Below are 22711 nucleotides of genomic sequence, written 5' to 3'. Positions count from 1 at the left end.
ATCAGACACAAACCGAGTATTCTAGGCCGACCGTGAGACCCTCGCAAGCCGAAAACCCCTCGCCCGGCCGTGAAAGCGGCGTTCTCGACCGCGCACTGGCGCTGGTCGAGTTCCTGCGCGCGCACTGTCCCTGGGACGCGGCGCAGACCCCCGTGACCCTGACCCGCTACCTGCTGGAAGAGGCGCACGAGGTCGCCGGCGCCATTGCCGGCGGCGACCCGGACGCCCTGCGGGGCGAGCTGGGCGACCTGCTGCTGAACGTGGCCTTCCAGGTCGTGATCGGGGAGGAGACCGGCACCTTCAGCCGCGAGGAAGTGGTCGCTGGGCTGGAGCAAAAGATGCGCCGCCGCCATCCCCACCTGTACGGCCTGGGCCCGGCGGAGCCGTGGGAAACGCTCAAGGCCCGCGAGCGCGGCGGCGGCCCCCCGGCCAGCATCCTGGACGAGGTGCCCACCGGGCTGGACCCCCTGCTGCTGGCCTATCGTATCCAGGAGCGGGTCGCGAAGGTGGGCTTTGACTGGGACGACGCCCGCGGCGCGCTGGACAAGGTGCGCGAGGAGGCGGAGGAGATCGGCCGCGAGCTGGACGAGGCGGACCCGGACCGGCTGCGGGACGAGATCGGCGACCTGCTGTTCGCGGCCGTGAACCTGGCGCGGCTGGCCGGCGTGCACCCCAGCGCGGCCCTGGCGGCGGCGAACGCCAAGTTCTCCCGCCGCTTCCGCGCGCTGGAGGGGCTGGCGATGCGCGATGGCGTCGTCTGGGGGCAGGCCACGCTGGAAGAGCTGGACCGCCTGTGGGACGAGGTCAAGCGCCTGGAGCGTGCGGCCGCCCCGCCGGCGGGCCCGGAGGCGCCGTGACCCGAAACGTGCATCACCCGTCACGACTCCCGTACACCCCGGCGCACCGGACCGGTTTCCCACCCTTTCGCTGCAACGGATGAAGCTCCGGCAACGCATCGTCCTTACGCTGGTGGGGATCACGGTCATCCTGGCGATTCCCGCCGCCTACGGCCTGCTGGCCCTGCGTGGCCTGCACGACATCACCGACCGCCTGTCGGAGCAGCGGGTGGTCACGGGCACGCTGGGCGATCTGCGCAACGCGGTTGAAACAGCCCGCGACGCGCAGCGCCGGTACGCGGTGCTCGCTCCCTTGGCGGATCCTGCGCTCGGCGGCAACCCCCGCGACACCGTCCAAACCCGTGTCCAGGCGGACAGCGCCGTGCGCGAAGCCACCCGGACGCTGGAACTGCTGCGCACGCAAAACGACGGCGCGTATGCGGGGGCCAGCCTTCCCGTCGTACGGACGTGGTCCGAGATCACCGCCGGCATTCGTCGCGAGCGCACGCTGCTGGAGGCTGGCCAGCGGGACTCGGCCGAGGCCGTGCGACGGGCGCTCGAGCAGCAGTTCGGGGCGATGGATCCGCAGCTGGACGAGGTGGACCGCGCCATCGCGAACCAGACCGGGCGGGACCTGGAACAAGCCGAAAGCGTGGCCAGCCGTGCGGCGAGCACCACGCTGGTGGCGCTGGCGCTCGCCCTGGCGGCCACGCTCATCATCGGGACGCTGCTCACGCGCACGCTGCTGCGGCCCATCGCGCTGCTGCGGCGGGGGATGGCCTCGGTGGCGGAGGGCGACTTCGACCCGCACGTGCACATCCCCCGCGAGCGGCCGGACGAGCTGGGCGACCTGGCGCGCTCGTTCGGGACGATGACCTCGCAGCTGCGCGAGCTGGACCGGCTCAAGGCGGAGTTCGTGTCCGTGGCCAGCCACGAGATCAAGACGCCGCTGAGCGTGATCCGCGGCTACGTGACGCTGCTGGCGGACGGCATCTACGGCGAGGTGAACGACCAGCAGAAGAAGACGCTGGAGGCCGTGAGCACGCAGACGGACCGGTTGACGCGCCTGGTGCACCGGCTGCTGGACGTGAGCCGCTTCGAGGCCGGCGGGGCGCGGCTGGAGCTGCGCGAGATCCAGCTGCGGGCCTTCTTCGAGGAGCTGACGGGCGACTTTCGCGTGCTGGCGGTGCAGAACGGCATCCACTTTCCCGTGAGCCTGTCGGACGACCTGCCCCCCACCCTGGTGGGCGACGAGGACCGGCTCAACGAGGTGCTGGGCAACCTGCTCTCCAACGCGTTCAAGTTCACGCCCAAGGAAGGCACCATCCGCGTGGAGGCGGCCCGGTGCGACGGCGGCGTGCAGGTGGAGGTGGAGGACACGGGCGTCGGGATCCCCGCCGACAAGCTGCCCCACGTCTTCGAGAAGTTCTACCAGGTGGACAACGACGCGCAGCCGCGGTCGGTGGGGTCGGGTCTGGGGCTGGCGATCGCGCGGGAGATCGTGGAGGCGCACGGGGGCACGATCGGTGCAGAAAGCGAGGTGGGGCGAGGAACGCGCTTCCGCGTGTTCCTTCCCGAGCGGCCACCCGCCGCCGGGCACGCCTGACCGACGCCTGACCTGCTCCGGATGAAGATCCCGTTCGCAATCGTTTTCGCCGTGCTGCTGTCCGGCTGCTCCGTGTTCGCGCCGGGCAACCTGGGTCCGGGCGCGGCTGACCGTGACCAGCTGTGGCGCCAGGGGCACGCGGCCCTGCACGCGGACTCGTTCCGCGTGGCCATGGCCGCGTTCCAGCGCCTGGCCGCCGAGCACCCGCGCGACGCGCAGGGGCGCGAGGCGCGCTTCTACCTGGGCACGCTGTACCTGGACCCCGACAACCCGGCGTACGACGCCGCGCAGGCGGAGCAGAACTTTTCGCTCTACCTGGCCGCGGACACGGCGGGGGGGCGGGTAACGCGGCGGCCGGAGGCGGAGACGCTGGTGGCGCTCGCGCGCCAGATGGTGCTTCCCTGCGAGCAGCGCACGGGCGCCCTGCGCTGCGATCCGGACGTGATCGTGCGGACGCGGCCGGCGGGGGCGGACACGGTGGTGGTGCGGCAGGGGAGCGACCAGAGCGCCGAGGTGTCCCGCCTGCGCCGCGAGCTGAACGAGCGCGACGCCACCATCCGCCAGCTGCGCGAGGAGCTGCAGCGCATCCGGAATACGCTGGCGCCGAGACCGTGACGACGGGAGTGCGTGAGTGCGTGAGTGCGTGAGTGCGGAAGTGCGGAAGTGGAATAGATGAAAGCCCCGTTCGACGACGTCGGACGGGGCTTCGGCGTGGGGCCCTCCCCCGGCCTCGCTTAGGCTCGTCCACCCCCTCCCGCAAACTGCGCGGGAGGGGGTGTATACTTCTACGAGCCCTGGCCGGACAAGGCAGGCCGCCACTGGACGCGAGCTCTGCCGTGCAGTCCGCGCAGGCGGACTTCGTGTAGTCGTTGCGGCGAATTCATTCGCTCGGACGGATGCCGGCCTCCGTGCTCCACCCCCCGACCTTTACTTCCGCACTTCCGCACTTCCGCACTTCCGCACTTCCGCACTTCCGCACTTCCGCACTAACGCACTAACGCACTAACGCACTAACGCACTTCCGCACTCTCCTACCCCACCCGGAACATCCGCGCGCGCTCCTCGTAGCGGGTGGAGAGGGCGTCGCGCAGCTGGGGGTGGTTCGCCAGCTCGGGGTCGCGCTCCACGATGGCGCGGGCCTCGCCGCGGGCGGCGGAAAGGAGGTTCAGGTCCTTTTCCAGGTCCGCGAAACGGAACGCGGGGAGGCCGGACTGCCGCGCTCCGAACAGGTCGCCCGCGCCGCGCAGCCGCAGGTCCGCCTCGGCGATGGCGAAGCCGTCTTCCGTGCTGGCGAACACCTTGAGCCGCTCCAGCGAGCCCTGCCCGCCAAAGATCAGGATGCAGAAGCTGTCCTCCGATCCCCGCCCCACCCGGCCCCGCAGCTGGTGCAGCTGGCTGAGCCCGAAGCGTTCGGCGTGCTCGATCACCATCACCGTGGCGTTGGGGACGTCGATCCCCACCTCGATCACGGTGGTGGAAACGAGCACGTCCACCTCGCCCGCGCCGAACGCCCGCATCGTCCGGTCCTTTTCCTCGCCGGGCATCTGGCCGTGGATGAGCGCCATCCGCAGGTGCGGAAAGAGGCCCTGCAGCTGCTCGAACTCCGCCGCGGCGGCCTTGAGATCCACCTTCTCGGACTCTTCCACCAGCGGGTAGACGATGTACGCCTGCCGCCCCTTCCGCACCTCCTCCTCCACGAACTTGAACACCCTGGGGCGGGACGATTCCATCCGCAGGGCCGTCTTGATGGGCCGGCGGCCGGGGGGGCGCTCGTCCAGCACGCTGATGTCCAGGTCGCCATACAGCGTCAGCGCCAGCGACCGGGGGATGGGCGTGGCCGACATCACCAGCGTGTCGCCGTTCTGCGACATGTCCTGGATGGTGAGCCGCTGCTTGACCCCGAACCGGTGCTGCTCATCCACCACCACCAGCCCCAGGTTGTGGAACTGCACACCTTCCTGGATGAGCGCGTGCGTCCCCACCACGATGTCGGCGTCGCCGCTGGCGATGCGGTAGCTGACTTCCTTCCACTGCTTGGTCCCCAGCCGTCCCGTCAGCAGGGTGATGCTCACGGGGAGGTCCGCCAGCAGCCGCTGCAGGGTGCGGGCGTGCTGCTCGGCCAGGATCTCCGTGGGGACCATGAGCGCGGCCTGGTAGCCGTTCTCCACCGCGCGCAGCATGGCGAAGAGCGCCACCACCGTCTTCCCGCTCCCCACGTCGCCCTGCAGCAGCCGGTTCATCCGCTTCGGCGACGCCATGTCCTCGCCGATCTCCTTCAGCACCTTCTTCTGCGCGTTCGTCAGCGTGAAGGGGAGCTGGCGATGGAAGGGCTTCACCAGGAAGTCCTTGCGCTGGAAGGCGATCCCCGCGCGCTCGGCCACGGTGCGGTGGCGCGTGCGCGCGTGCAGGAGCTGGAGATAGAAGAGCTCCTCGAAGGCCAGCCGCCGGCGCCCCTGCTCCGCCTCGGCCAGCGAGGTGGGGCGGTGGACGTGGTCCAGCGCCTTCCACAGCGGCTCCACCTCGATGCGCTTCAGCACGTCGGCGGGGATGGCGTCTTCCTCCTCGCGCACCCGCCGCAGCAGCTCGTCCAGGTTGTCGTGGATGAGCTTGCGCAGCTGGCGGTAGGTGAGCCCCTCGGTCGCGGGATAGACGGGGAAGATGAAGCCCGCCCCGTCATCCCCCGGCGTCTCGCCCTCGCCGGCGACCACGGTGAACTCGCGCGGCTGCATCTGCCGGCCGTGGAAGAACTTCACCGGGCCGGAGAGGAGCAGCAGGTCGCCCTTGTGGATGACGCGCTCCAGGTACGGCTGCCCCGGCCACGCGCACTCGATCATCCCCGTGTCGTCGCGGATCACCGCCTGGAAGATGCGCAGCCCCTTGCGCGTGGGCAGCACCCCCGCGGAGACCACGCGGCCGATGATGGTTGCGTCCATCCCCGTGGCCAGCGCGCCGATGTGGGTGATGGTGGACGCGTCCTCGTAGCGGTGCGGGGCGTGGTACAGCACGTCGCGCGCGGTCAGCAGCCCCAGCTTCTGCAGCAGCGGCGCGCGGCCGGGCCCCACCCCCTTCAAAAACTGGACGGGGCGGTCGAGCGAGGAGATCGCGGGCTGGTACGTGGAGCTGCCGTAACTCACGACGGGCGGGTTGATGGATCGCATCGCGGCGCCGCGACCCCGCGGCGACTGCATCGGGAGATTGATACCCCGGAAATCTGATGGAGACGCGGCGAGGAATCTACTGCGAGGGCGTGCTCACCCATAATCTCACGCGGAGACGCGGAGACGCAGAGAAACTGCGGGTCTTCTGCGTCTCTGCGTCCCCTGCTTGATGCCGAAATCGGAGATCGATCGTGCAATCCGGAAGCGCACGTGCGACCTCACCGATAGATCCTTCGGCCTGCAACCGCTCGGGCGAGGGGCTACTACGGTGTGGCCGGCCTCAGGATGACGTCTCTCGGTGCGTTTGTAATGCACAGATGATTGCCTGATCCGGATATGAGGCTCTTCCTGCGATGGTCAGGCGTTCGGATCGTCGGTGAGGTTGCGCGACATGACGAGCAGGTCGCCGCGCCCGTGCCAGCCGATGCCGCGCCAGAACGCCTGCCCCGCCTCGTTGTGGTGATAGACGAAGAGGTGGCACTTGGAGATGCCGTAGCCGCGCAGCCCGTCCAGGCAGCGCTCGACCAGCGCCCGCCCGATCCCCCGCCGCCCGTGCGACGCCGCGACGGCGAGGTGGTGGAGGAATCCGCGGCGCCCGTCATGCCCGCACAGCACCGCGCCCACCATCCGCCCGTCCTCGCGCGCCACGAGGCTGAGGCCCGGGTTGCGAGCCAGGTAGCGCCTCGGCGATGTCGCTCGCAGTCATCGGCGCGTATTCCACCATTCGCGGCGCGGCTAGGAGGACAGCGGGTGTGGATGCGCGAGGGAATCTCGCGACGCGGCTCACGCACTCACGCACTTCCGCACTTCCGCACTTCCATTCCGTACTCTCGTACTCCCCGTGCTTTCGTACTTCAGTTCACGCCTCCAGCACTTCCTCGGCGAACTGCTTGATCTCGAACGGGACCAGGTCGTCCATCTTCTCGCCCACGCCGATGAACTTCACGGGGAGGTCGTACTCCTCCTTCAGCGCGACCACGATGCCGCCCTTTGCCGTGCCGTCCAGCTTGGTGAGGATGATGCCGGAGAGCGGGAGGATCTGGCCGAAGGTGCGGATCTGCGCCATCGCATTCTGGCCGACGGTGGCGTCCAGCACGATCAGCGTCTCGTGCGGCGCGCCGTCCAGCTTCTTGCCGATGACGCGGTGCACCTTCTCCAGCTCCTTCATCAGGTCGCTCTGCGTGTGCAGGCGGCCGGCAGTGTCCACGATCACCACGTCGGCGCCGGTCTTCTCCGCGTGCTCCAGCGCGTCGAAGGCCACGGCGGCCGGGTCGCGGCCCGGCTCCGAGCCCACGAAGTCCGCGCCCACGCGGTCGGCCCAGCGCTTCAATTGCTCGATGGCGCCCGCGCGGAAGGTGTCGCCCGCGGCCAGCAGCACCTTGCGCCCCTGCCGCGTGAGCCGGTACGCCAGCTTGGCGATGGTGGTCGTCTTCCCCACCCCGTTCACGCCGACGACCAGGAAGACCGTCGGGCCCTCGTCGTAGTTGAAGCGCAGCGCCGTGTCCGAGCGGCCGCCGGAGAGGATCTGCACGATCTCCTCGCGCACCGCGCGCTCGAAGTCGCGCTGCGACTTGGCCACGCCGCGCTGCGCCAGCGTCTCGACCACCTGCACCAGCCGCAGCGTGGCCGGCACGCCGAAGTCGGCGGCGATCAGCGTTTCCTCCAGCCCCTCCAGCGACCCCTCGTCCATCCCCTTGACGATCACCGACACATCGGTGAGCGCCACGTCGACGATGCGGTCCCAGAGCGACTTCTTCCCCTCTTCCTTCCGGCGAAACAGGCGCGCCATTCGTCTCGATCCCCAATCTCTTTGATCTGCCAACGCGAAAACGCCCCAAGGCGGGGGCGGCACAATCTACAACGGCGGCGGCGGCGGTGCACCCCGAACAGCTTCATCCACTATGCACATGTGTGTAGATTTCACTTTCGCTTATCGGAATTTCAGGAGGAGCCAGATGGAGATCGAGGTCGAGAATTTCCACGACGAAGGCGAGGACCTGATCGCCGAGATCCGGACGGTGCGCCACCGCATTTCCGAGCGATTCGGGCACGATCCCTACAAGCTGGTCGCGTACTACATGGAGCGGCAGCAAGAGCATTCCGAGCGGCTGATCCGCGCCCCGGAGGAACCGCAGCCCGGGCCATCCGCCGAATAGGATCGCTCAAGCAGTGGACGAGAAGCGCCCCCGCCCCTGACTCCGGGCGGGGGCGCTTTGCTCTGCCGGCGTATCGCGGCTCAGCAGTACGGCGAGATGGTGTCGCAGTTCTCGGTGCAGCCGCAGGTGCCGTAGCAGGTGTAGTTCGGCGTCTTGCACTGGGGCTTGGAGACGCCGCAGTCCGGATAGCCGGTGCACCACTCCGTCTCGATCGTGTCGTTGCCGCGTACGGTGCCGACCCTGCCGCTCTCCTCGCCGGTGTCGAACGAGTCGACGTGCAGCTCTTCGATCTTCAGCGCCAGCTTGCCCATGCGAACCCTCCAGGTCCAGTGGGAGACGATCGTGTGCGGCGGGCAGACGAGGCGCATCTGCGTCCGCACCGGATGCGCCTTCAAGATCGCAAGAGAGACCGGAACGAGCAACAAACAAGCGGCGGCGGCGGGATCACGATCTACCGATTCGCCGTCCCGTGGACGCGGTCACCACCCGCTGCCGAGCTTGATCTCCATCCCGGCGTAGACGGAACGGCCCGGGCCGGGCTCGTAGAAGCGGCCGCGGGCGGCGTTGATGACGACCGAGGTGTTGTACACCACGCCGAAGAGGTTGGTGATGCCGAGCGTCGGCGAGGCGCGGACGCGGCCCAGGCGCAGCTCCGTCCACCCGCCGCGCAGGTCCACGGTGGTGCAGGCGGGAGATGCGAGGCTTCCCGCGGCGTCCGTGTCGGCGACGGGGGTGCGGCTCTCGTGGCGCAGGTCGACGCCCGCGAACGGGCCCGCGCCGCGCGACCAGAACGCCGACGCCTCGATGCGGTGCGGGGCGATGCCGGGAACGCGGTTGCCGCGCAGGTCCGCGCCGCCCAGCACGTAGCGTCCGAAGCGCGCGTCGGTGTACGTGTACGCCGCGCGCAGGGTCAGCCCGGCCACCGGCTCCGCGCCCGCGCCGGCCTCGATGCCGCGGTGCACGGCCGCGCCCGCGTTGCGGTAGAACTGGCGCCCGGGAAAGCCCTCCAGCTCGAACGGGATCAGCGCGTCGCGGATGCGGGCTCGGTACGCCGCCACCTCGCCCCACACGGCGCCGCGCCGCGCCTTCGCGCCCGCCTCGATGCCGGTGGTGCGCTCGGGCCGCAGCTCCGGGTTGAACCCACCCGCGCCGCTGGGGCGGTTGGCCAGCTCGGTCGTGGTCGGCGTCTGGAAGGCCGTCGCCACGTTGCCGTAGAACGACAGCCACCGCGCGGCGGACAGGCTCACGCCCAGCGTAGGGCTCCACGCGTCCATCGTCCGCGCGCCCGAGTCGTCGGGGTCGGCGGCGGTGACGAGATGGTCGTCCACCGAGAAGCGGAAGCGGTCGTATCGCGCGGCGCCGAGCACGGTAATCGGCCCCGCGTCCGCCGACAGCTCGGCGAAGGCGGCGGCGGAGGTCACGCGCTCGGTCTGGTCCAGCAGCAGGCTTCCGCGCACGCCCGCGACGTTCTCGTGGTTCAGGCGGTGGTCGTGCTGCAGCTCCCACTCGCCGCCCGCGGAAGCATGCAGCGGGCCGATGAGGCCGCCGCTCCACACCGCGCGCGCGCCGCCCGCCGCGCGGTCCAGGTCGATGAAGCGCACGGGGATGGGGTTGTCGATCGAGCGCGCGAGCCCGTATCCCGTCACCTCCAGCGATCCCGTTCCGAGCGCGCGGATCCAGGTGAGCCCGAGCTGCCCCTGTCTCCCCTCCTCCCCCGCCTTCTGCGTGACGTTGGTGGGGATGGCGGCGGTGCGATCGGCGCGCAGGAGCGAGTCGGAGAGCGCGCCGGGGTTCTCCGCGTCGTAGTGGACGGCGGTGAAGACCAGGCGCAGCTCGTCCGCGCCGCGATGCAGGCCGAAGTTGAGGCCCACCTGCGTGTTGTCGGCGGACTGGTGCTGGCGGTAGCCGCCGTACTTCAGGCGCGTGAAGCTGGCCCGGTACGCGGCGGGACCCGTCATCCCCCCCGCCCAGCTCTGGAGGCGGAGCAGCCCGCCGGCGCCGGCGGTGGCGCGGTACTCGGAGCCCAGCGGAACCGGCGGCGGCGGCAGCGTGTTCAGGCGGATGACGCCGCCGGATGCGTTGCCGTACAGCGCGCTGGCCGGCCCGCGGATGACCTCCGCGCCGCCGATGGAGCCGACGTCCACGTGGTTCAGCGTGGTCTGCCCGTCGGGCATGGTGGCGGGCAGGCCGTCTACCAGCACGCGCACGCCGCGCACGCCGAACTGCGCCCGCGCGCCCAGGCCGCGCACGGCGATGCGCTCGCCCAGCGCGTAGTTGAACCGGTTCTCCACCTGCACGCCGGGGATGGCGGCCAGCGGCTCGTTCAGCGCCAGCCCCGGCTTCGCGCGCCGCTGCGCCTCGCCGCCGGTGATGGAGACGGCGAACGGCGCGCGCAGCGGAGGCACCGGCGCGCGCAGCACGCGCACCGCAAGCGTGTCGATAGAGTAGCGCTTCGCGGTGTCCGCGGGCGCGCCCTGCTGCGCGCCCGCGCCGGAAGCGCGGAACGCCGCCAGCGCCAGGGCGAGCGTCGCGGCGTATCGGAAGATCCGGGGCATGGAGATGTGGAACGTCGGCGTGGTCGCAACCCGCTCGCGCGGCGAAACACGCAAGACGCGCGCAAGAACGGGCATCATCGCCCGATCCCGTTATCCCAACGCGAGGACGAGGAGAGAGGGCTCGGCCGAGGCGAGCCCCAAATGCGTTCCCGCGGCCCCGCGGCCCTCTCCCCCGGCCCCTCCCCAGAACAGACTGGGGGAGGGGAGACCCGATCGTGAGGAGAACTGCCGGCTCGTGCCGCAAGCTGAGTTGCAGTTACCTCTCCCAGGTTGTTTTGGGAGAGGTCGAAAAATGGAGAGGGGAAGACGGCAGTTTGTCTTCCCCTCTCCATTTTTCGGGTGAGGGCCCGCGGGAGTCGCCTCCACCCGCCGTCACCTCTCCCGCGCCGGAAGCGCACTCCCGCACTCCCGCACTCCCGCACTTCGTCACCAGCGCGGCGCCGTCTCGACCAGCTCCCGGAGCGCGTCCGGGTCCAGCGGGGTGGAGAAGAGGTAGCCCTGCGCGTACTCGCATCCCAGCGCGCGGATGAGGCGGAGCTGCTCCTCGGTCTCGATCCCCTCGGCCACGACGGCCAGGTCCAGGTTGCGGGCGATGGTGGCCACGGTGCGAACCATCTGCTCGCCCCCGCCCTGCCCGATGCGCGCCACGAACGAGCGGTCCACCTTCAGCGCGTCGATGGGCAGCCGGTGCAGGGAGGAGAGTGACGAGTAGCCGGTGCCGAAGTCGTCCAGGTACACGCGCGCGCCCAGCGCCTTCAGCCGCGACAGCGTGCCCGCGGCCGCGTCGACGTTGTCGACCACCACGCTCTCCGTCACCTCCAGCCGCAGCAGCTCCGGCCGGATCCCGCTCTCCGCCAGCGCCTCGCGCACCTGCTCCACCAGGTCGGCCTGCGAGAACTGGCGCACGGACAGGTTCACGCTCACGCTCAGTCCCGCCGCGGCCGGGGTGGCCGCCTGCCAGTCGCGCAGCTGCAGGCAGGCGTCGCGGATCACCCGCCGCCCGATCTGCAGGATCAGCCCCGTCTCCTCCGCGGGAGGGACGAAGTCCAGCGGGGCGATCCATCCCCGCTCCGGGTGGTTCCAGCGCAGCAGCGCCTCCACCCCGGCGATGCGTCCGGTGCGCAGCGAGACGATGGGCTGGTAGTGGAGGCAGAACTCCTCGCGCTCGATCGCCTTGCGCAGGTCCGTCTCCATCTGCAGCCGGGTGAGCGCCAGCGCGTGCATCGCCCGGTCGAACAGCTCGTGCCGCCCCGTGCCCGCCGACTTGGCGCGGTACATGGCCATGTCGGCGTTGCGCATCAGGTGGTCCGGCCGCCCGTACGCGGTGGAGCTGAGCGCGATGCCGATGCTGGCCGAGGTGAAGACCTCGTAGCCGCTGAGCGAGACGGGGGCGGTGAGCGCCGCCTGGATGCGGTCGGCCGCCCGCAGCGCGTCCTCCACCGCGCCCAGGTCGTCCAGCAGCACCGCGAACTCGTCGCCGCCGAAGCGGGACACGGTGTCGGTCTCGCGCACGGCGTTGCGCAGCCGCCCGGCGACCGCCACCAGCAGCTCGTCGCCCACGGCGTGGCCCAGCGAGTCGTTCACCACCTTGAAGCGGTCCAGGTCCAGGAAGAGAACGGCGAAGAGGTAGCCCTCGCGCCGCTTCTCCTGCAACACGGCGCGCGCCAGCCGCTCCATGAACAGGTGGCGGTTGGGAAGGGCGGTGAGCGCGTCGTGCAGCGCGTCGTGGCGCAGCTGATCCTCCACCGCCCGCCGCGCGGTGATGTCGTCGGCGAAGAGGTGCACCACGCCCATCTCCACGTGGGGATGGTATGTCCACGAGAACACGCGGTCGTCCACGTCCACCTCCACCGTGCGCATGGGCTGGCCGTGCGCGAGGGCGGCGGCCACCAGCTGCCGGTGGTTGCGGGGGAGGAAGCCGTCTTCCAGCGGGGTGCCCACCTCGGCCAGCACGTGGCGGGTGGCGGGGTTGGCGTACACCACGTTGCCGTCGCGGTCGCACTCCAGCACCGGGTTGGGCGCCTCGCGGGGGATGGCGGCCAGGCGCAGCGCCTCGTCCTCGGCGCGGCGCAGCTCCGTCACGTCGTGGGCCACGGCCACGGCGCCCAGGATCTCGCCGTCGGGCGCGCGGTGCGGCGACCAGCGCACGGACACGCGCCGCCCGCGCGCGGCCTCGGGCGCCACGTCGCCCACGTCCACGGTGATGCCGCCCAGCACCGCGCGCAGCACCGCCTGCGGCGACTCGCCGGCCAGCCCGCACCCCGCGGCGCCGACCGGCGCGCCCAGCACCCGGGGCGCGGGAAGCCCGGTGAGCGCCTCCATGGCCGCGTTCCACGCCACCCAGCGCAGATCGGCGTCGCACGCGGCGATGCCCACGGGCGCGCACTCCAGCACGCCCTCCACCGCTTCCGACACATGCGGCGCGTCCGGGCTCACCACCGCCCCTCCGCGGCCTGGAGGGGGCGGACCGGCGCGCGGCTGCGGAGCGCAACGGCCTGAAAGGCGGGGCGGGCCCCGTTTTCCGGGCGCGGCACGGGCATCTTCCTCTGCACGGGAGCGGCTCGCACGCGGGTGGCGGGCTGGAGGGTGATTCGTTTACGAAGGAGACATCCTACGCGCGCCCCGGGCGACATTCAAGCCTTCCGGGATGGCGTATAAGGTTTGTCTCTCCCCCGTGGTCCTGAAGCTGCCCGCCGGGGCGCAAATCCTCTGCCATCTCCCAGCGGCCGGCCCGGAGGCAGGCGGGGCGTGGAGATCGAGGGCCAAGATGCGCGGAACGCATGCTCCGCGCGGTCTGGTTCGCACTCGACTTCCGTTCCCGGCGGCGCAACATCTTCCGGATCCGCGGAACGTGGACGCGCCCGGACCGGAAGACCGGTCCGGGCGCGCCCTTCACCGTCGCGCGCTCAGCAGCGCACGCACAGCTGGTGCGTGCCGCCGTACGTGGCGAACCCGTCGCACGTGTAGTCGCACGAGTAGTCGCAACTCGGGTTGCAGGTGACCTCGCAGGTGCGGCACGATCCCTGGGCCAGCGAGATATGCCCACGGACCGTTCCCCCGCCCGCCGGCACGTCCGCGGTGTCGAAGCTGTCGATCCGCAGGTCGTCCATCTGCAGCTTGAGCTTTCTCATCTCTTCGTCTCCATTTGGCGGTTTGTGGAATTTGGTCGGCGAGGTGCCTTACGCACCCCCTCCGCAGATCACGCAGTACTGGTGATTGCCGCCGTAGGTCTGGTATCCGGCGCAGGTGTAGTAGCACGTGTCGTCGCAGCTGGGATTGCAGGTGACGTCGCAGGTGCGGCAGGTGGCCTGGAGGAAGGTCACGTCCTCCTGCCCCCGGACCGTGCCCGCGGCCTTCGCCGCCTGCGCCGTGTCGAAGCTGTCGACCCGCAGGTCGTCCATCCGCAGCGTGAGCTTTTTCATCTCGCCATCTCCTTCGCAGGGTGAGCGTCAGGCGGAATTGCCTTCGTGCGCCAACTTAGTGTCGCATAACGGCAACATTCAAGCGCGATCTCGGGACAGTATCCAGAAATAGCCGCCGCCGTGTGACAGGATGCGACATACTCCACGGCGAAATCTACGCTGCAGAAAAACTACCGTCGAATGGAGATGGTGGATCGATGCCCGCTCGAACGGAGGGGCTCGCGTCCGGAAACCGACGCGGATGTAAGGGTTTTGTCTGCTTCCTCCCGGTGCGGATGAGCAGGCGCTAGGTTCGGGTCGAGAGACGGCTGCGCGTCCACCCGAATCCCGAGCTCGATCCATGAAGCGAACCCCGTTCATCGCGGCCGTTCTGGCCTTGGGCGGCGGCGGCTGCGTCCACGCGCAGCAGGAGGCGCAGCCGCCCGTCGCCATCACCCACGCCTCGGTGGTGGACGTGGAGAGCGGGCGCACGCTGCGCGACCAGACGGTGGTGGTGCGGGGAAGCCGGATCGAGGCGGTGGGGCCCGCCGCGCGCGTGGCGGTGCCGCCCGGCGCGCGGACGGTGGACGGGCGGGGGAAGTTCGTCATCCCCGGCCTGTGGGACATGCACGTCCACGCCGCGTACCCGCCCGCCGACGCCCTGTTCATGCCGGTGCTGGTGGCGAACGGCGTCACCGGCGTGCGCGAGATGTTCAGCCGGCTGGACTGGGTGGCATCGACGCGCGAGCGGATCCGCACCGGCGAGCTGCTGGGCCCGCGGATCGTGGCGTCGGGGCACATCATCGACGGGAACCAGCCGATGCTGCCGGGCAGCGTGGTGGTCCGCGACGCCGCCGAGGCACGGCGCGCGGTGGATTCGCTGGCCGCGGCGGGCGCCGACTTCATCAAGGTCTACAGCCGCCTGTCTCCCGAGGCCTTCGCCGCCATCGCCGACGAGGCGAAGCGGCGCGGGCTGCCGTTCGCCGGGCACGTGCCGGGGCTGGTGACGGTGGGCGCGGCGTCGGACGCCGGCATGGCCAGCGTGGAGCACCTGACGGGGCTGGTGGACGCCTGCTCGCCGCTGGAGCCGTCGGAACAGAACAAGGTGGCCGAAGCCGTGGCCGCCGCCGGGTGGGACTCGGCGAACGCGGTGGCGTGGGCGCAGTCGGCGTCGGTGCTGGCGCACTACGACCCCGCGGTGTGCCGCGCGCTGGCGCTGCGCCTGGCGCGCAACGGCACCGTGATGGTGCCCACGCTGGTCACCAACCGCGCCGGCAGCTTCCTGGACGACACCACGCAGGCGCTCGACCCGCGGCTGCGCTACCTGCGCGCGGGGATCAGCGCGGCGTGGAACCCGCGCACCAACCCCCGCCTGGCGGGCGTGACCGCGGCCGACTGGGCGGCCCGCCACGCCTACTACCGGCACCAGCTCGTGATCGCGCGGCTCCTGCACGAGAACGGCGTGCGCTTCATGGCCGGCACGGACCTGTCGACGCCGTACATCTACCCCGGCTTCTCGCTGCACCAGGAGCTGGAGATGCTGACGCAGATCGGCCTCACGCCGCTGGAGGCGCTGCGGGCCGCGACCCTGGAGCCCGCGCGCTTCCTGAAGATGGCGGACTCGCTGGGCACGGTGGCGCCGGGGAAGGCGGCGGACCTGGTGGTGCTCGACGCCGATCCGCTGGCCGACATCCGCAACGTGGGCCGCATCCACGCGGTGGTGCTGCGCGGCCGCCTGATCGACTCCGCCGAGCGCGAGCGCATCCTGCGGCGCGCCGAAGCGATCGCCGCGGGGCGCGACCCGGAACCCTGACCGCCCCCGCCGCGGAGGTTCGACACGAAGCAGAACGCGCCCGGACCGAAGTGCTCGGTCCGGGCGCGTCTGCGATCGTCGATTAGATGGAGCCTACCGGGTTCGAACCGGTGACCTCCGCATTGCAAATGCGGCGCTCTCCCAGCTGAGCTAAGGCCCCTGAAGCGCGGCAAATCTAACGGAAAGCGCGCGATCGCTCAAGGCCGCGGCGGGCCCAGCGTGCCTGGCGCGGGGGTGACGCTCCCCACGTCGAACTCGCCCTCGCGCAGCCAGCGGAAGGTCACGCGCCGCCCCTGCAGCCGCGCCAGCGGGAGCGCCACCTGCCCCACGTCCACCCGCCCGATGCGCCCCACCTCGTCGCGGACGGCGCGAGAGAAGTTCACCACCAGCCACTGGCCCTCGGCGGAGCGGTGCGTCTGGCAGCTGGCGGTTACGCCCACCGAGGGGAAGGTGACGACGCTCTCCTGCGCGCTGTTCGTCTCCGCGTCGGTGCGGGCGAACATCATCTTTCCCCAGTGGATCCCCTGCCCCACCGTGCCGCACACCTCGATCCCGCTGACCATCCGCGGATACGAGCTCACCTGGATCGCGTCGCCCGTCTCGAACACCACGGTGGTGTCGCCCGGCGCGTGCCGTCCCGACGGCGCGGCGTAGCGCTGCGCCGCCGCCCGCGCGGGGAGCGCGGCGGCCAGGAGCATCGGCACCATCATCCAGCGTGATCCACGCATTCGGCCGCCCGGGCAGGAGTGTGGACGGAAGCTAACCGCGAACGCCCGTCCCGGGCAGCTTCGCGTTCGCGGAATCTCCATCTCCTACCCGCCAAACCGGAAGTATGTCCCCCGCGCGGAACCCTGGCGGCGGAACGGAGTCGTATCGCCTGCCGCGCCCAATCCCGCGAAGCCTCTCTCATCCCCATCTTCCAAGGAGCCGCCGCCATGAAGAAGCTGACCCTGGACCTGGACCGGATCGCCGTGGAGTCGTTCGAGACGGTGGCCGTTCCCCCGCGCGACGGGACGGTGCGCGGGTTCGGCCTGACCGACAGCACGTGCGTGGACTTCGGGTGCGCGTGCGACACGCACCAGACGTGCGAGACCCACTGCGCCTGCTCGGGCGACATCAACTGCTCGGGCGTGCAGAGCTGCGACCTGACGCACTGCATGTACAGCTGCCCCGGCACCTGCGGTGGCGACTCGTGCGACACCTGCTTCTGCGCCTGACGGCGGACGAGCCCGTCCACGCCCGCCGCCGATCCAGCGCGGGCTGCTGAGCCGGGCGGCGCACCTCGCAACGTCTATGGTGTAGAGGGCGGACCCGGCGAGGGCGCGGGTCCGCCTTTCGCGTCTCCACCCGGCTTGCACCGAACGGTCGTCCGGTTCAGATTGCCGCGCCCGGAACAGCCCGGCGCCCCATGCATTTCCGCGAACCCCGTGTAGGCCCATGATCCCGTCGCTGCTCACGCGCAAGATCGAGAAGCTTCCCCCCGAGGTGCGCCTCGAGGGCCGCATCCTTTTCCTCGTCGACGACGCCGAACTGGTGCGCTGCCAGCTGGACGGCCAGGACGTAGAGCTCACGGATGAGGTGAGGGGGAAGCTGCGCGACAACATCTCCACCGACGAGATCACGCCGGCGTACATCTGCTACTACTTCGACGAGACGCTGGGCGAGTTCCCCTACCTGGGGCTGAAGGCGGGGACGGAGTTCCCCATCAAGCAGGGGCTGGTGAAGAAGGGCGGCTTCGTCGCCAGCGTCAGCGGCAAGCGGCGCGGCAAGGGATCGTCGCGCGAGCAGAGCCCGTACGCGGAGATGATGGCGGGGATCCGCGTGGTGATCGCCGAGAACATCGAGCGCATCTACCGCGAGAACTGCCAGAACCTGGGCGTGCTGACCAGCACCAACTTCGAGCTGATCGACCGCATCCGCCGCGGCGAGACCATCCCCCTCAGCGAGTTCACCGAGGGCGCCGACGAGATCACCCGCGGCATCATCGAGCACGGCGGGCTCTTCAACTACAACGTGGCCCGGCTGCAGGGGACGGTGCGCACGCCGCCCATCTCCTGCCACGGCGCGGGCGAGACCAGCGGCGACCTGGACCGCCAGGACGTGCGGATGCTGCGCGGGAGCGGCGAGTACAACGATCCGGGCCCCGACACCGGCGTGGACGGCGCCGCCGCGCAGTTCGTGGCCACGTCGACCTCCAACGTACGCTCCGACACGCTCGGCGCGCCGGGAACGAAGCACGCGGGCGGGCCGCGGCCGATGACGATCGCCGAGAAGATCTTCGCGCGGCACTGGGTGACCGACCTGTCCTCCAACGCCGTCGGCGTGCCGTGGGTGCAGCCGGGCGACAGCGGGTTCGTGCAGACCGACATCCGCTTCAGCCACGAGTACGTGACGCCGATGTCGGCCATCTTCTTCGAGCAGTACGTCGGGGCCGACGAGAAGGTGCTGGAGCCGGAGAGCATCCTCTTCTTCCGCGACCACCTGACGTTCCTGAAGGATGCGATGACGCAGGAGCGCATCCAGATGGGGCTGCTGAACGTGGCCAACCAGCTGGAGGTGAAGCAGCGCGAGTTCGCCGAGAAGCAGGGCGTTCGCCTCTACGGCGAGCTGGGGCACGGCAAGCACGGCTCCGAGGCCATCTGCCACAGCAAGATCCTGGAGGCGTACGCCGAGCCGGGGCAGATCATCATCGGCTCCGACAGCCACACGCCGCACGCCGGCGCCGTGGGCTGCGTGGCCTTCGGCGTGGGCACGACCGCCATCTTCAACTCGTGGATCACGAAGGACGTGCGCGTGGAGGTGCCCAGGTCCTTCCGCGTCCTCGTCCACGGCGAGAAGCCCGCGAACGTGTCGGCCAAGGACTTCATGCTGGAGATTCTGCGCCAGCCGTACATCAAGGACGGGCACGCCATCGGCCAGATCATCGAGTACGCCGGCCCCGCGGTGGAGGCGCTCAGCGTGGACGAGCGGGCGACGATGACCAACATGGCGGCCGAGGTGGGCGCCTTCACCGGGATCGTCGCCCCGGACGCGAAGACGGTGGAGTACCTGGTGGAGCAGCGCGGGATGAGCCGCGAGGACGCCGAACGGCTCTGCGACGGGCTGTTCAGCGACGAGGGCGCCGATTACGTGATGACGATCGAGATCGACGCCAGCACGCTGAAGCCGATGATCGCGCTCCCGGGCGACCCGGGGAACGGGCTGTACGTGCGGGACCTGCCGGAGACGGTGAAGATCGACATCGCCTACGCGGGAAGCTGCACGGCGGGGAAGAAGGAGGACATGGACATGTACGCGGCCGTGCTGCGCGAGTACGCCGAGCGCGGCGAGCGCAAGCCGGAGCACGTGCAGTTCTACATCCAGTGCGGCAGCCAGGAGGTGTACGCGTACTGCCAGGAGCAGGGGTACGACCGCATCTTCGAGGGCGTGGGCGCCACCTTCATCGAACCCAGCTGCGGCGCCTGCATCAACGCGGGCCCGGGCGTCAGCCGCAAGCCGACGGACGTGACCATCAGCGCCATCAACCGCAACTTCCCCGGCCGCAGCGGCCCGGGCCAGCTCTACCTCGCCTCGCCCTACACCGTGGCCGCGAGCGCCATGGCGGGCGAGATCGTGGCGTGGGAGCCGGAGCTGGCGGCGGTCTGACGGTGCGAGAGTGCGAAGGTGCGAGAGTGCGAAAGTGGCTCTCGCACCCATCGGCGTGACGAGCGCCGGTCCCGAGTGGGGCCGGCGCTTTTTTGTGCGATTCTCACGACGCTGTAGTACCGGCTGGCAATCACCTGTGCATACAAACGGACAGAGAGACGTCATCCTGAGGCCGGCCACACCGACGTTGCCTTCGGACGAACGGTTGCAGGCCGAAGGATCTATAGGTGAGGTCCGCACGTGCGCTTCCGAATTGCACGATCAATCCTCGAATCCGGTATAATCTTACGCGGAGACGCGGAGACGCGGAGACACGGAGAGCCCATCGCGAGGCGGGAGTTCTCCGCGTCTCCGCGTGAGCCGCCGCCGTTGCGGGTCCGGGGATTAACGGATGGATGGGGATGAGGATCTTCAAAGCGTAACGGACGCGGGGCTTGCGGCGTGCTGGCAGGATCCTCGCGGACGCCATACGTTTGTCCATCCGATCGGCCCATCACGATGAACGCGGCAGTTGCATGAGCGGCAGAATTCAGCAGGAGATCCGCCAGTCGAAGCCCCTGCCGCTGGCGGTGGAGGCGCACCTGAACGTGCAGCGCACCGCCACCGCGTTGCGCGACCTGGTCGAGCGCGAGACGCAGGCCGCCGGCGGGCTGAAGCAGGTGGAGTTCAACGTGCTGCGCATCCTCCGCGGCGCGGGGCCGGAGGGGCTGACGACGGAGCAGGTGCGCGACCGCATGATCTCGCCGGATGCCATGCTCCCGGCGGTGCTCGGCGGCCTGGCCAACCGCGGCCTCATCGAGCGCATCGAGCAGCGCCGCCGCATCAGCGCCGAGGGGCTGAAGATGCTCGCCACCCTCGACACCCGCATCGACGCCGCGCTCGCCGACCGCATCGGCCGCCTCTCCCCCGACGAGGCCCGCACCCTCATCGACCTGCTGGAGCGCCTGCGGGACTGAAGCTGAGGCTCCACGGTGGATCGGACACGTCAGCGCCGGACCTCCCGATGGAGACCCGGCGCTGTTACTTTGTTCGCTACCTACGCCAGCCGAGAGGAGGAACGATGCCACACACGCTCGACGCTCCGCCGGTTTCGCAGTTCTCCATGCCTGGGGAGATCAGTGCGTGGATCGACGAATTACGTCAGTGGAGAACGTCACCGCGGTTCGCGGACGCCGAGAGCCGCGAACGGCTGGAACGCGCGCTGGGAAAAGCAGAGAGGTGGCTGGTTCAGGCTCGCGGCTGGGCCGCTGACGGGTACTACGTCCTGATCGACCCTCCGGTCTCCGCTTTTTCACCGCCCGACGAAATCCGCGCCTGGATCCAGGAGCTTCGGTCCCGCGCCACGCGCGAGGAGTTCCAGTATCCCGTGGGGCAGCGGTGCCTGGATGGGGCTTTACGCGAGGCGGAAGATGCCCTCAGGTTCAGCCAGCGGCATTACGCAGACTGGGTGAAAGCGGAGCGAACCTTCGGCTGCGACGATGCAGAGCCTGACGCTCCCGCGTGACAGGAACCATCTGCGTGACTGCGCGACGAAGAAAGCGCCGGCTCCCGATCGATCGGGAGCCGGCGCTCTGGCTTCTGCCGAGATCGCGGGTGCGGCTACGCGGCCGCGGCGGCGTGCGTGGCGCCGGCGGTTCTGCGCAGCTTCTGCGTCAGGTCGGCGATCAGCACCTGGGCGAACGCGAGGGGGACCAGGCGGCTGTCGTTGCCGTCGTCGTCCATGAAGTGCCCCAGGGCGCCGGGCTGGTAGGTGTCGGCGAAGCGCTCCTCGGCCCACCCGTCCACCATCTCCGGCGGCAGGCCGGAATCCACGCGCACGGTGAGCGAGTCGTCGCCCTCCTCGAACGCCACGAAGCCGCCGAAGCGGTGCATGATCCCGTTGCTGCGGACGGCCTCGGCGGCGTTGCGGCGGAGAGTGAGCGTGGCGCGCACCTCGCTGTCGGGCGCGTCCCACTCGGGGATCTCGTAGCGCACCACCAGGTCGGCCCGCTCGGCCTGCGGCAGCACGTACTCCTTGCTGTCCAGCAGGTGCCGCGCGATGTGCTTCAGCACGTCGGCTTCCTTGTAGCCGCGCGTCTTCACGTCGCGCCGCAGCTTCCAGCGGAACAGCAGCTCGGGCTCGGGCTGGAGGAACACGGCCAGGTCGTACGCCGCGCGCAGCTCGTCGTTGGGAAAGCCCAGGAGCCCGCGGACCAGCACCACCTCGTTGGGGTCGACGGTGCGGATGGGGCCGAAGGTGCCGTCGGAGTGGTCGTAGCGCCGGTTGCGCACCGGGCGGCCGCGGCCCAGCAGCCGCAGGTGCTCCTGCATCAGCGGGAAGTTGTGCACCGACGGATGCAGGGCGGTCACGCCCAGCTCGGTACGCTCCGCGCGGGTATGGCGGTGGTAGTCGTCCAGCTCCAGCGTGGATACCCGGTCGGCCCCGATCAGCGAAGCGACCCCCTGCGCCACCGTGCTCTTGCCGCTCCCCGAGTCGCCCACGATGCCCAGAACGAAGGGGAGATGACCGTGATCGGTGCCCGGAATGCCGCTCATTCTGCGGCCGCGGCAGGGCGCGTCCCGCGCGTTGGCGCCATGAAGACCTCCCATTCAGGATTTGCGTAGAGCGTGCATGTTAGCGCGGCAGTCCCGCGGGCGAAAGGGAAATCGGGTTAGCGGTGCCTTATGATGCATTCCGTGCGCTGTGGCCACTCGTGAGTGCGTGAGTGCGTGAGTGCGTGAGTGCGTGAGTGCGTGTAGGTTGATGCGCGGGGCGGGATGGGGTCACATCGGGAACGATCGGGGAAGATGCCGGGCTACTGCGACGCGGCGCCGGGGCACGAGTGGCACGGGCCGTATCACGATCACGAGTACGGGTTTCCGCTGGCGGGCGATGACGAGCTGCTGGAGCGGCTGGCGCTGGAGATCAACCAGGCCGGCCTCTCGTGGCTCACTATCCTCAAGAAGCGTGACGCCTTCCGCCGCGCCTTCGACGGCTTCGACGTGGACCGCGTGGCCGCGTACGGGGATGCCGACCGCGAGCGGCTGCTGGCCGACGCCGGCATCATCCGCAACCGGCTGAAGGTCGACGCGGTGATCGAGAACGCGCGCCGCATCCAGCAGCTGCGCGCGTCGCACGGATCGTTCGCGGCGTGGCTGGACGCGCATCATCCCCTCTCCAAGGAAGAGTGGGTGAAGCTGTTCAAGCGCACCTTCCGCTTCACCGGCGGCGAGATCGTGGGCGAGTTCCTGATGAGCACCGGCTACCTCCCCGGCGCGCACCGCCCCGACTGCCCCGTGCACGCCCGCATCCTCGCCGCCGGCCCGGCGTGGGCGCGCCCCGCAGCACTGAAGCGCGCCACCGCGACGACGTCATCCTGAGTCGAACACCGCGCTACGCGCGACCACGATGGATGAAAGGGGGAGGCGTCCTCCAGAGCGGAACCGGCTGCCGAGCCGAACAGCCTCGCGCAGTTTGCGAGGCTTCCCGTAGTTGTTGCTGCGACTTTAGTCGCCGGTGAGGGGCAAGGCCGCGAACTTTCTATTCAGGCCGGCCACACCG

General features: G+C 70.1%; 20 protein-coding genes and 1 tRNA gene. 10 read left to right on the top strand and 11 right to left on the bottom strand.

The window, feature by feature from the left end:
* The first annotated feature begins 32 nt into the window (after positions 1 to 32).
* The 3 genes from mazG to VLK66_RS14315 all read left to right on the top strand — a co-directional run bounded on the left by mazG (position 33) and on the right by VLK66_RS14315 (position 3057).
* Entirely contained in the window at positions 33 to 857 is an 825-nt protein-coding gene (gene mazG, locus VLK66_RS14325; RefSeq protein WP_325310116.1) for a nucleoside triphosphate pyrophosphohydrolase, read from the top strand.
* A 79-nt stretch (positions 858 to 936) separates the two neighbouring features.
* The gene (locus VLK66_RS14320) at positions 937 to 2442 is read left to right on the top strand and encodes a HAMP domain-containing sensor histidine kinase (protein ID WP_325310115.1); all 1506 of its coding nucleotides are present in this window, start codon (positions 937 to 939) and stop codon (positions 2440 to 2442) included.
* Between the two features lie 21 nt (positions 2443 to 2463).
* On the top strand, positions 2464 to 3057 hold the full coding sequence (locus VLK66_RS14315; protein WP_325310114.1) for a hypothetical protein: 594 nt from the start codon (positions 2464 to 2466) through the stop codon (positions 3055 to 3057).
* Positions 3058 to 3473: 416 nt separating this feature from the next.
* On the opposite strand, the gene recG is transcribed toward VLK66_RS14315, so the two are convergent.
* The 3 genes from recG to ftsY all read right to left on the bottom strand — a co-directional run bounded on the left by recG (position 3474) and on the right by ftsY (position 7389).
* The gene (gene recG, locus VLK66_RS14310) at positions 3474 to 5600 is read right to left on the bottom strand and encodes an ATP-dependent DNA helicase RecG (RefSeq protein WP_325310113.1); all 2127 of its coding nucleotides are present in this window, start codon (positions 5598 to 5600) and stop codon (positions 3474 to 3476) included.
* A 357-nt stretch (positions 5601 to 5957) separates the two neighbouring features.
* Entirely contained in the window at positions 5958 to 6275 is a 318-nt protein-coding gene (locus VLK66_RS14305; RefSeq protein ID WP_325310122.1) for a GNAT family N-acetyltransferase, read from the bottom strand.
* A 184-nt stretch (positions 6276 to 6459) separates the two neighbouring features.
* A complete protein-coding gene (gene ftsY / locus VLK66_RS14300; RefSeq protein WP_325310112.1) occupies positions 6460 to 7389 on the bottom strand; it encodes a signal recognition particle-docking protein FtsY in 930 nt (309 codons plus the stop codon).
* A gap of 166 nt (positions 7390 to 7555) precedes the next feature.
* Between ftsY and VLK66_RS14295 the strand changes: the two genes are divergently transcribed.
* Positions 7556 to 7756, top strand: a complete 201-nt coding sequence (locus tag VLK66_RS14295; protein ID WP_325310111.1) for a hypothetical protein — start codon at positions 7556 to 7558, stop codon at positions 7754 to 7756.
* 80 nt (positions 7757 to 7836) lie between these two features.
* Here VLK66_RS14295 and VLK66_RS14290 read toward each other — a convergent pair whose 3' ends face one another.
* The 5 genes from VLK66_RS14290 to VLK66_RS14270 form a co-directional block, all read right to left on the bottom strand.
* A complete protein-coding gene (locus tag VLK66_RS14290; RefSeq protein ID WP_325310110.1) occupies positions 7837 to 8067 on the bottom strand; it encodes a hypothetical protein in 231 nt (76 codons plus the stop codon).
* A 168-nt stretch (positions 8068 to 8235) separates the two neighbouring features.
* Entirely contained in the window at positions 8236 to 10311 is a 2076-nt protein-coding gene (locus VLK66_RS14285; protein ID WP_325310109.1) for a TonB-dependent receptor, read from the bottom strand.
* 426 nt (positions 10312 to 10737) lie between these two features.
* A complete protein-coding gene (locus VLK66_RS14280) occupies positions 10738 to 12747 on the bottom strand; it encodes a putative bifunctional diguanylate cyclase/phosphodiesterase (protein ID WP_325310108.1) in 2010 nt (669 codons plus the stop codon).
* 470 nt (positions 12748 to 13217) lie between these two features.
* Positions 13218 to 13442 (bottom strand): hypothetical protein, encoded by a 225-nt coding sequence (locus tag VLK66_RS14275; RefSeq protein ID WP_325310107.1) that lies wholly within the window; start codon positions 13440 to 13442, stop codon positions 13218 to 13220.
* A gap of 48 nt (positions 13443 to 13490) precedes the next feature.
* Positions 13491 to 13733 (bottom strand): hypothetical protein, encoded by a 243-nt coding sequence (locus tag VLK66_RS14270; RefSeq protein ID WP_325310106.1) that lies wholly within the window; start codon positions 13731 to 13733, stop codon positions 13491 to 13493.
* A gap of 340 nt (positions 13734 to 14073) precedes the next feature.
* Here VLK66_RS14270 and VLK66_RS14265 point away from each other — a divergent pair, with 340 nt between their 5' ends.
* Positions 14074 to 15525: an amidohydrolase family protein gene (locus VLK66_RS14265; RefSeq protein WP_325310105.1), complete on the top strand. Its 1452-nt coding sequence runs from the start codon at positions 14074 to 14076 to the stop codon at positions 15523 to 15525.
* Between the two features lie 87 nt (positions 15526 to 15612).
* On the opposite strand, the gene VLK66_RS14260 is transcribed toward VLK66_RS14265, so the two are convergent.
* Positions 15613 to 15685, bottom strand: a tRNA-Ala gene (locus VLK66_RS14260).
* Positions 15686 to 15722: 37 nt separating this feature from the next.
* Positions 15723 to 16235, bottom strand: coding sequence for a hypothetical protein (locus tag VLK66_RS14255; RefSeq protein WP_325310104.1), 513 nt, complete (start codon positions 16233 to 16235; stop codon positions 15723 to 15725).
* A gap of 225 nt (positions 16236 to 16460) precedes the next feature.
* On the opposite strand from VLK66_RS14255, the gene VLK66_RS14250 reads away from it, so the two are divergent.
* The 4 genes from VLK66_RS14250 (at position 16461) to VLK66_RS14235 (ending at position 20674) form a co-directional block, all read left to right on the top strand.
* On the top strand, positions 16461 to 16742 hold the full coding sequence (locus tag VLK66_RS14250) for a hypothetical protein (protein ID WP_325310103.1): 282 nt from the start codon (positions 16461 to 16463) through the stop codon (positions 16740 to 16742).
* A gap of 220 nt (positions 16743 to 16962) precedes the next feature.
* Positions 16963 to 19170, top strand: a complete 2208-nt coding sequence (locus VLK66_RS14245) for an aconitase family protein (RefSeq protein ID WP_325310102.1) — start codon at positions 16963 to 16965, stop codon at positions 19168 to 19170.
* Positions 19171 to 19685: 515 nt separating this feature from the next.
* Positions 19686 to 20126, top strand: coding sequence for a hypothetical protein (locus tag VLK66_RS14240; protein ID WP_325310101.1), 441 nt, complete (start codon positions 19686 to 19688; stop codon positions 20124 to 20126).
* Between the two features lie 104 nt (positions 20127 to 20230).
* Complete coding sequence (locus VLK66_RS14235; protein ID WP_325310100.1) at positions 20231 to 20674, top strand: hypothetical protein; 444 nt, start codon at positions 20231 to 20233, stop codon at positions 20672 to 20674.
* 95 nt (positions 20675 to 20769) lie between these two features.
* Here the strand turns inward: VLK66_RS14235 and VLK66_RS14230 are convergent, their stop codons facing one another.
* Positions 20770 to 21705, bottom strand: a complete 936-nt coding sequence (locus VLK66_RS14230; protein WP_325310099.1) for a hypothetical protein — start codon at positions 21703 to 21705, stop codon at positions 20770 to 20772.
* Between the two features lie 252 nt (positions 21706 to 21957).
* Here VLK66_RS14230 and VLK66_RS14225 point away from each other — a divergent pair, with 252 nt between their 5' ends.
* The gene (locus VLK66_RS14225) at positions 21958 to 22530 is read left to right on the top strand and encodes a DNA-3-methyladenine glycosylase I (RefSeq protein ID WP_325310098.1); all 573 of its coding nucleotides are present in this window, start codon (positions 21958 to 21960) and stop codon (positions 22528 to 22530) included.
* Positions 22531 to 22711: the final 181 nt, after the last annotated feature.

Origin of the sequence: Longimicrobium sp., from assembly GCF_035474595.1 — a bacterium.
Lineage (GTDB): Bacteria > Gemmatimonadota > Gemmatimonadetes > Longimicrobiales > Longimicrobiaceae > Longimicrobium.
This window is presented reverse-complemented; position numbering and strand designations above follow the sequence as displayed.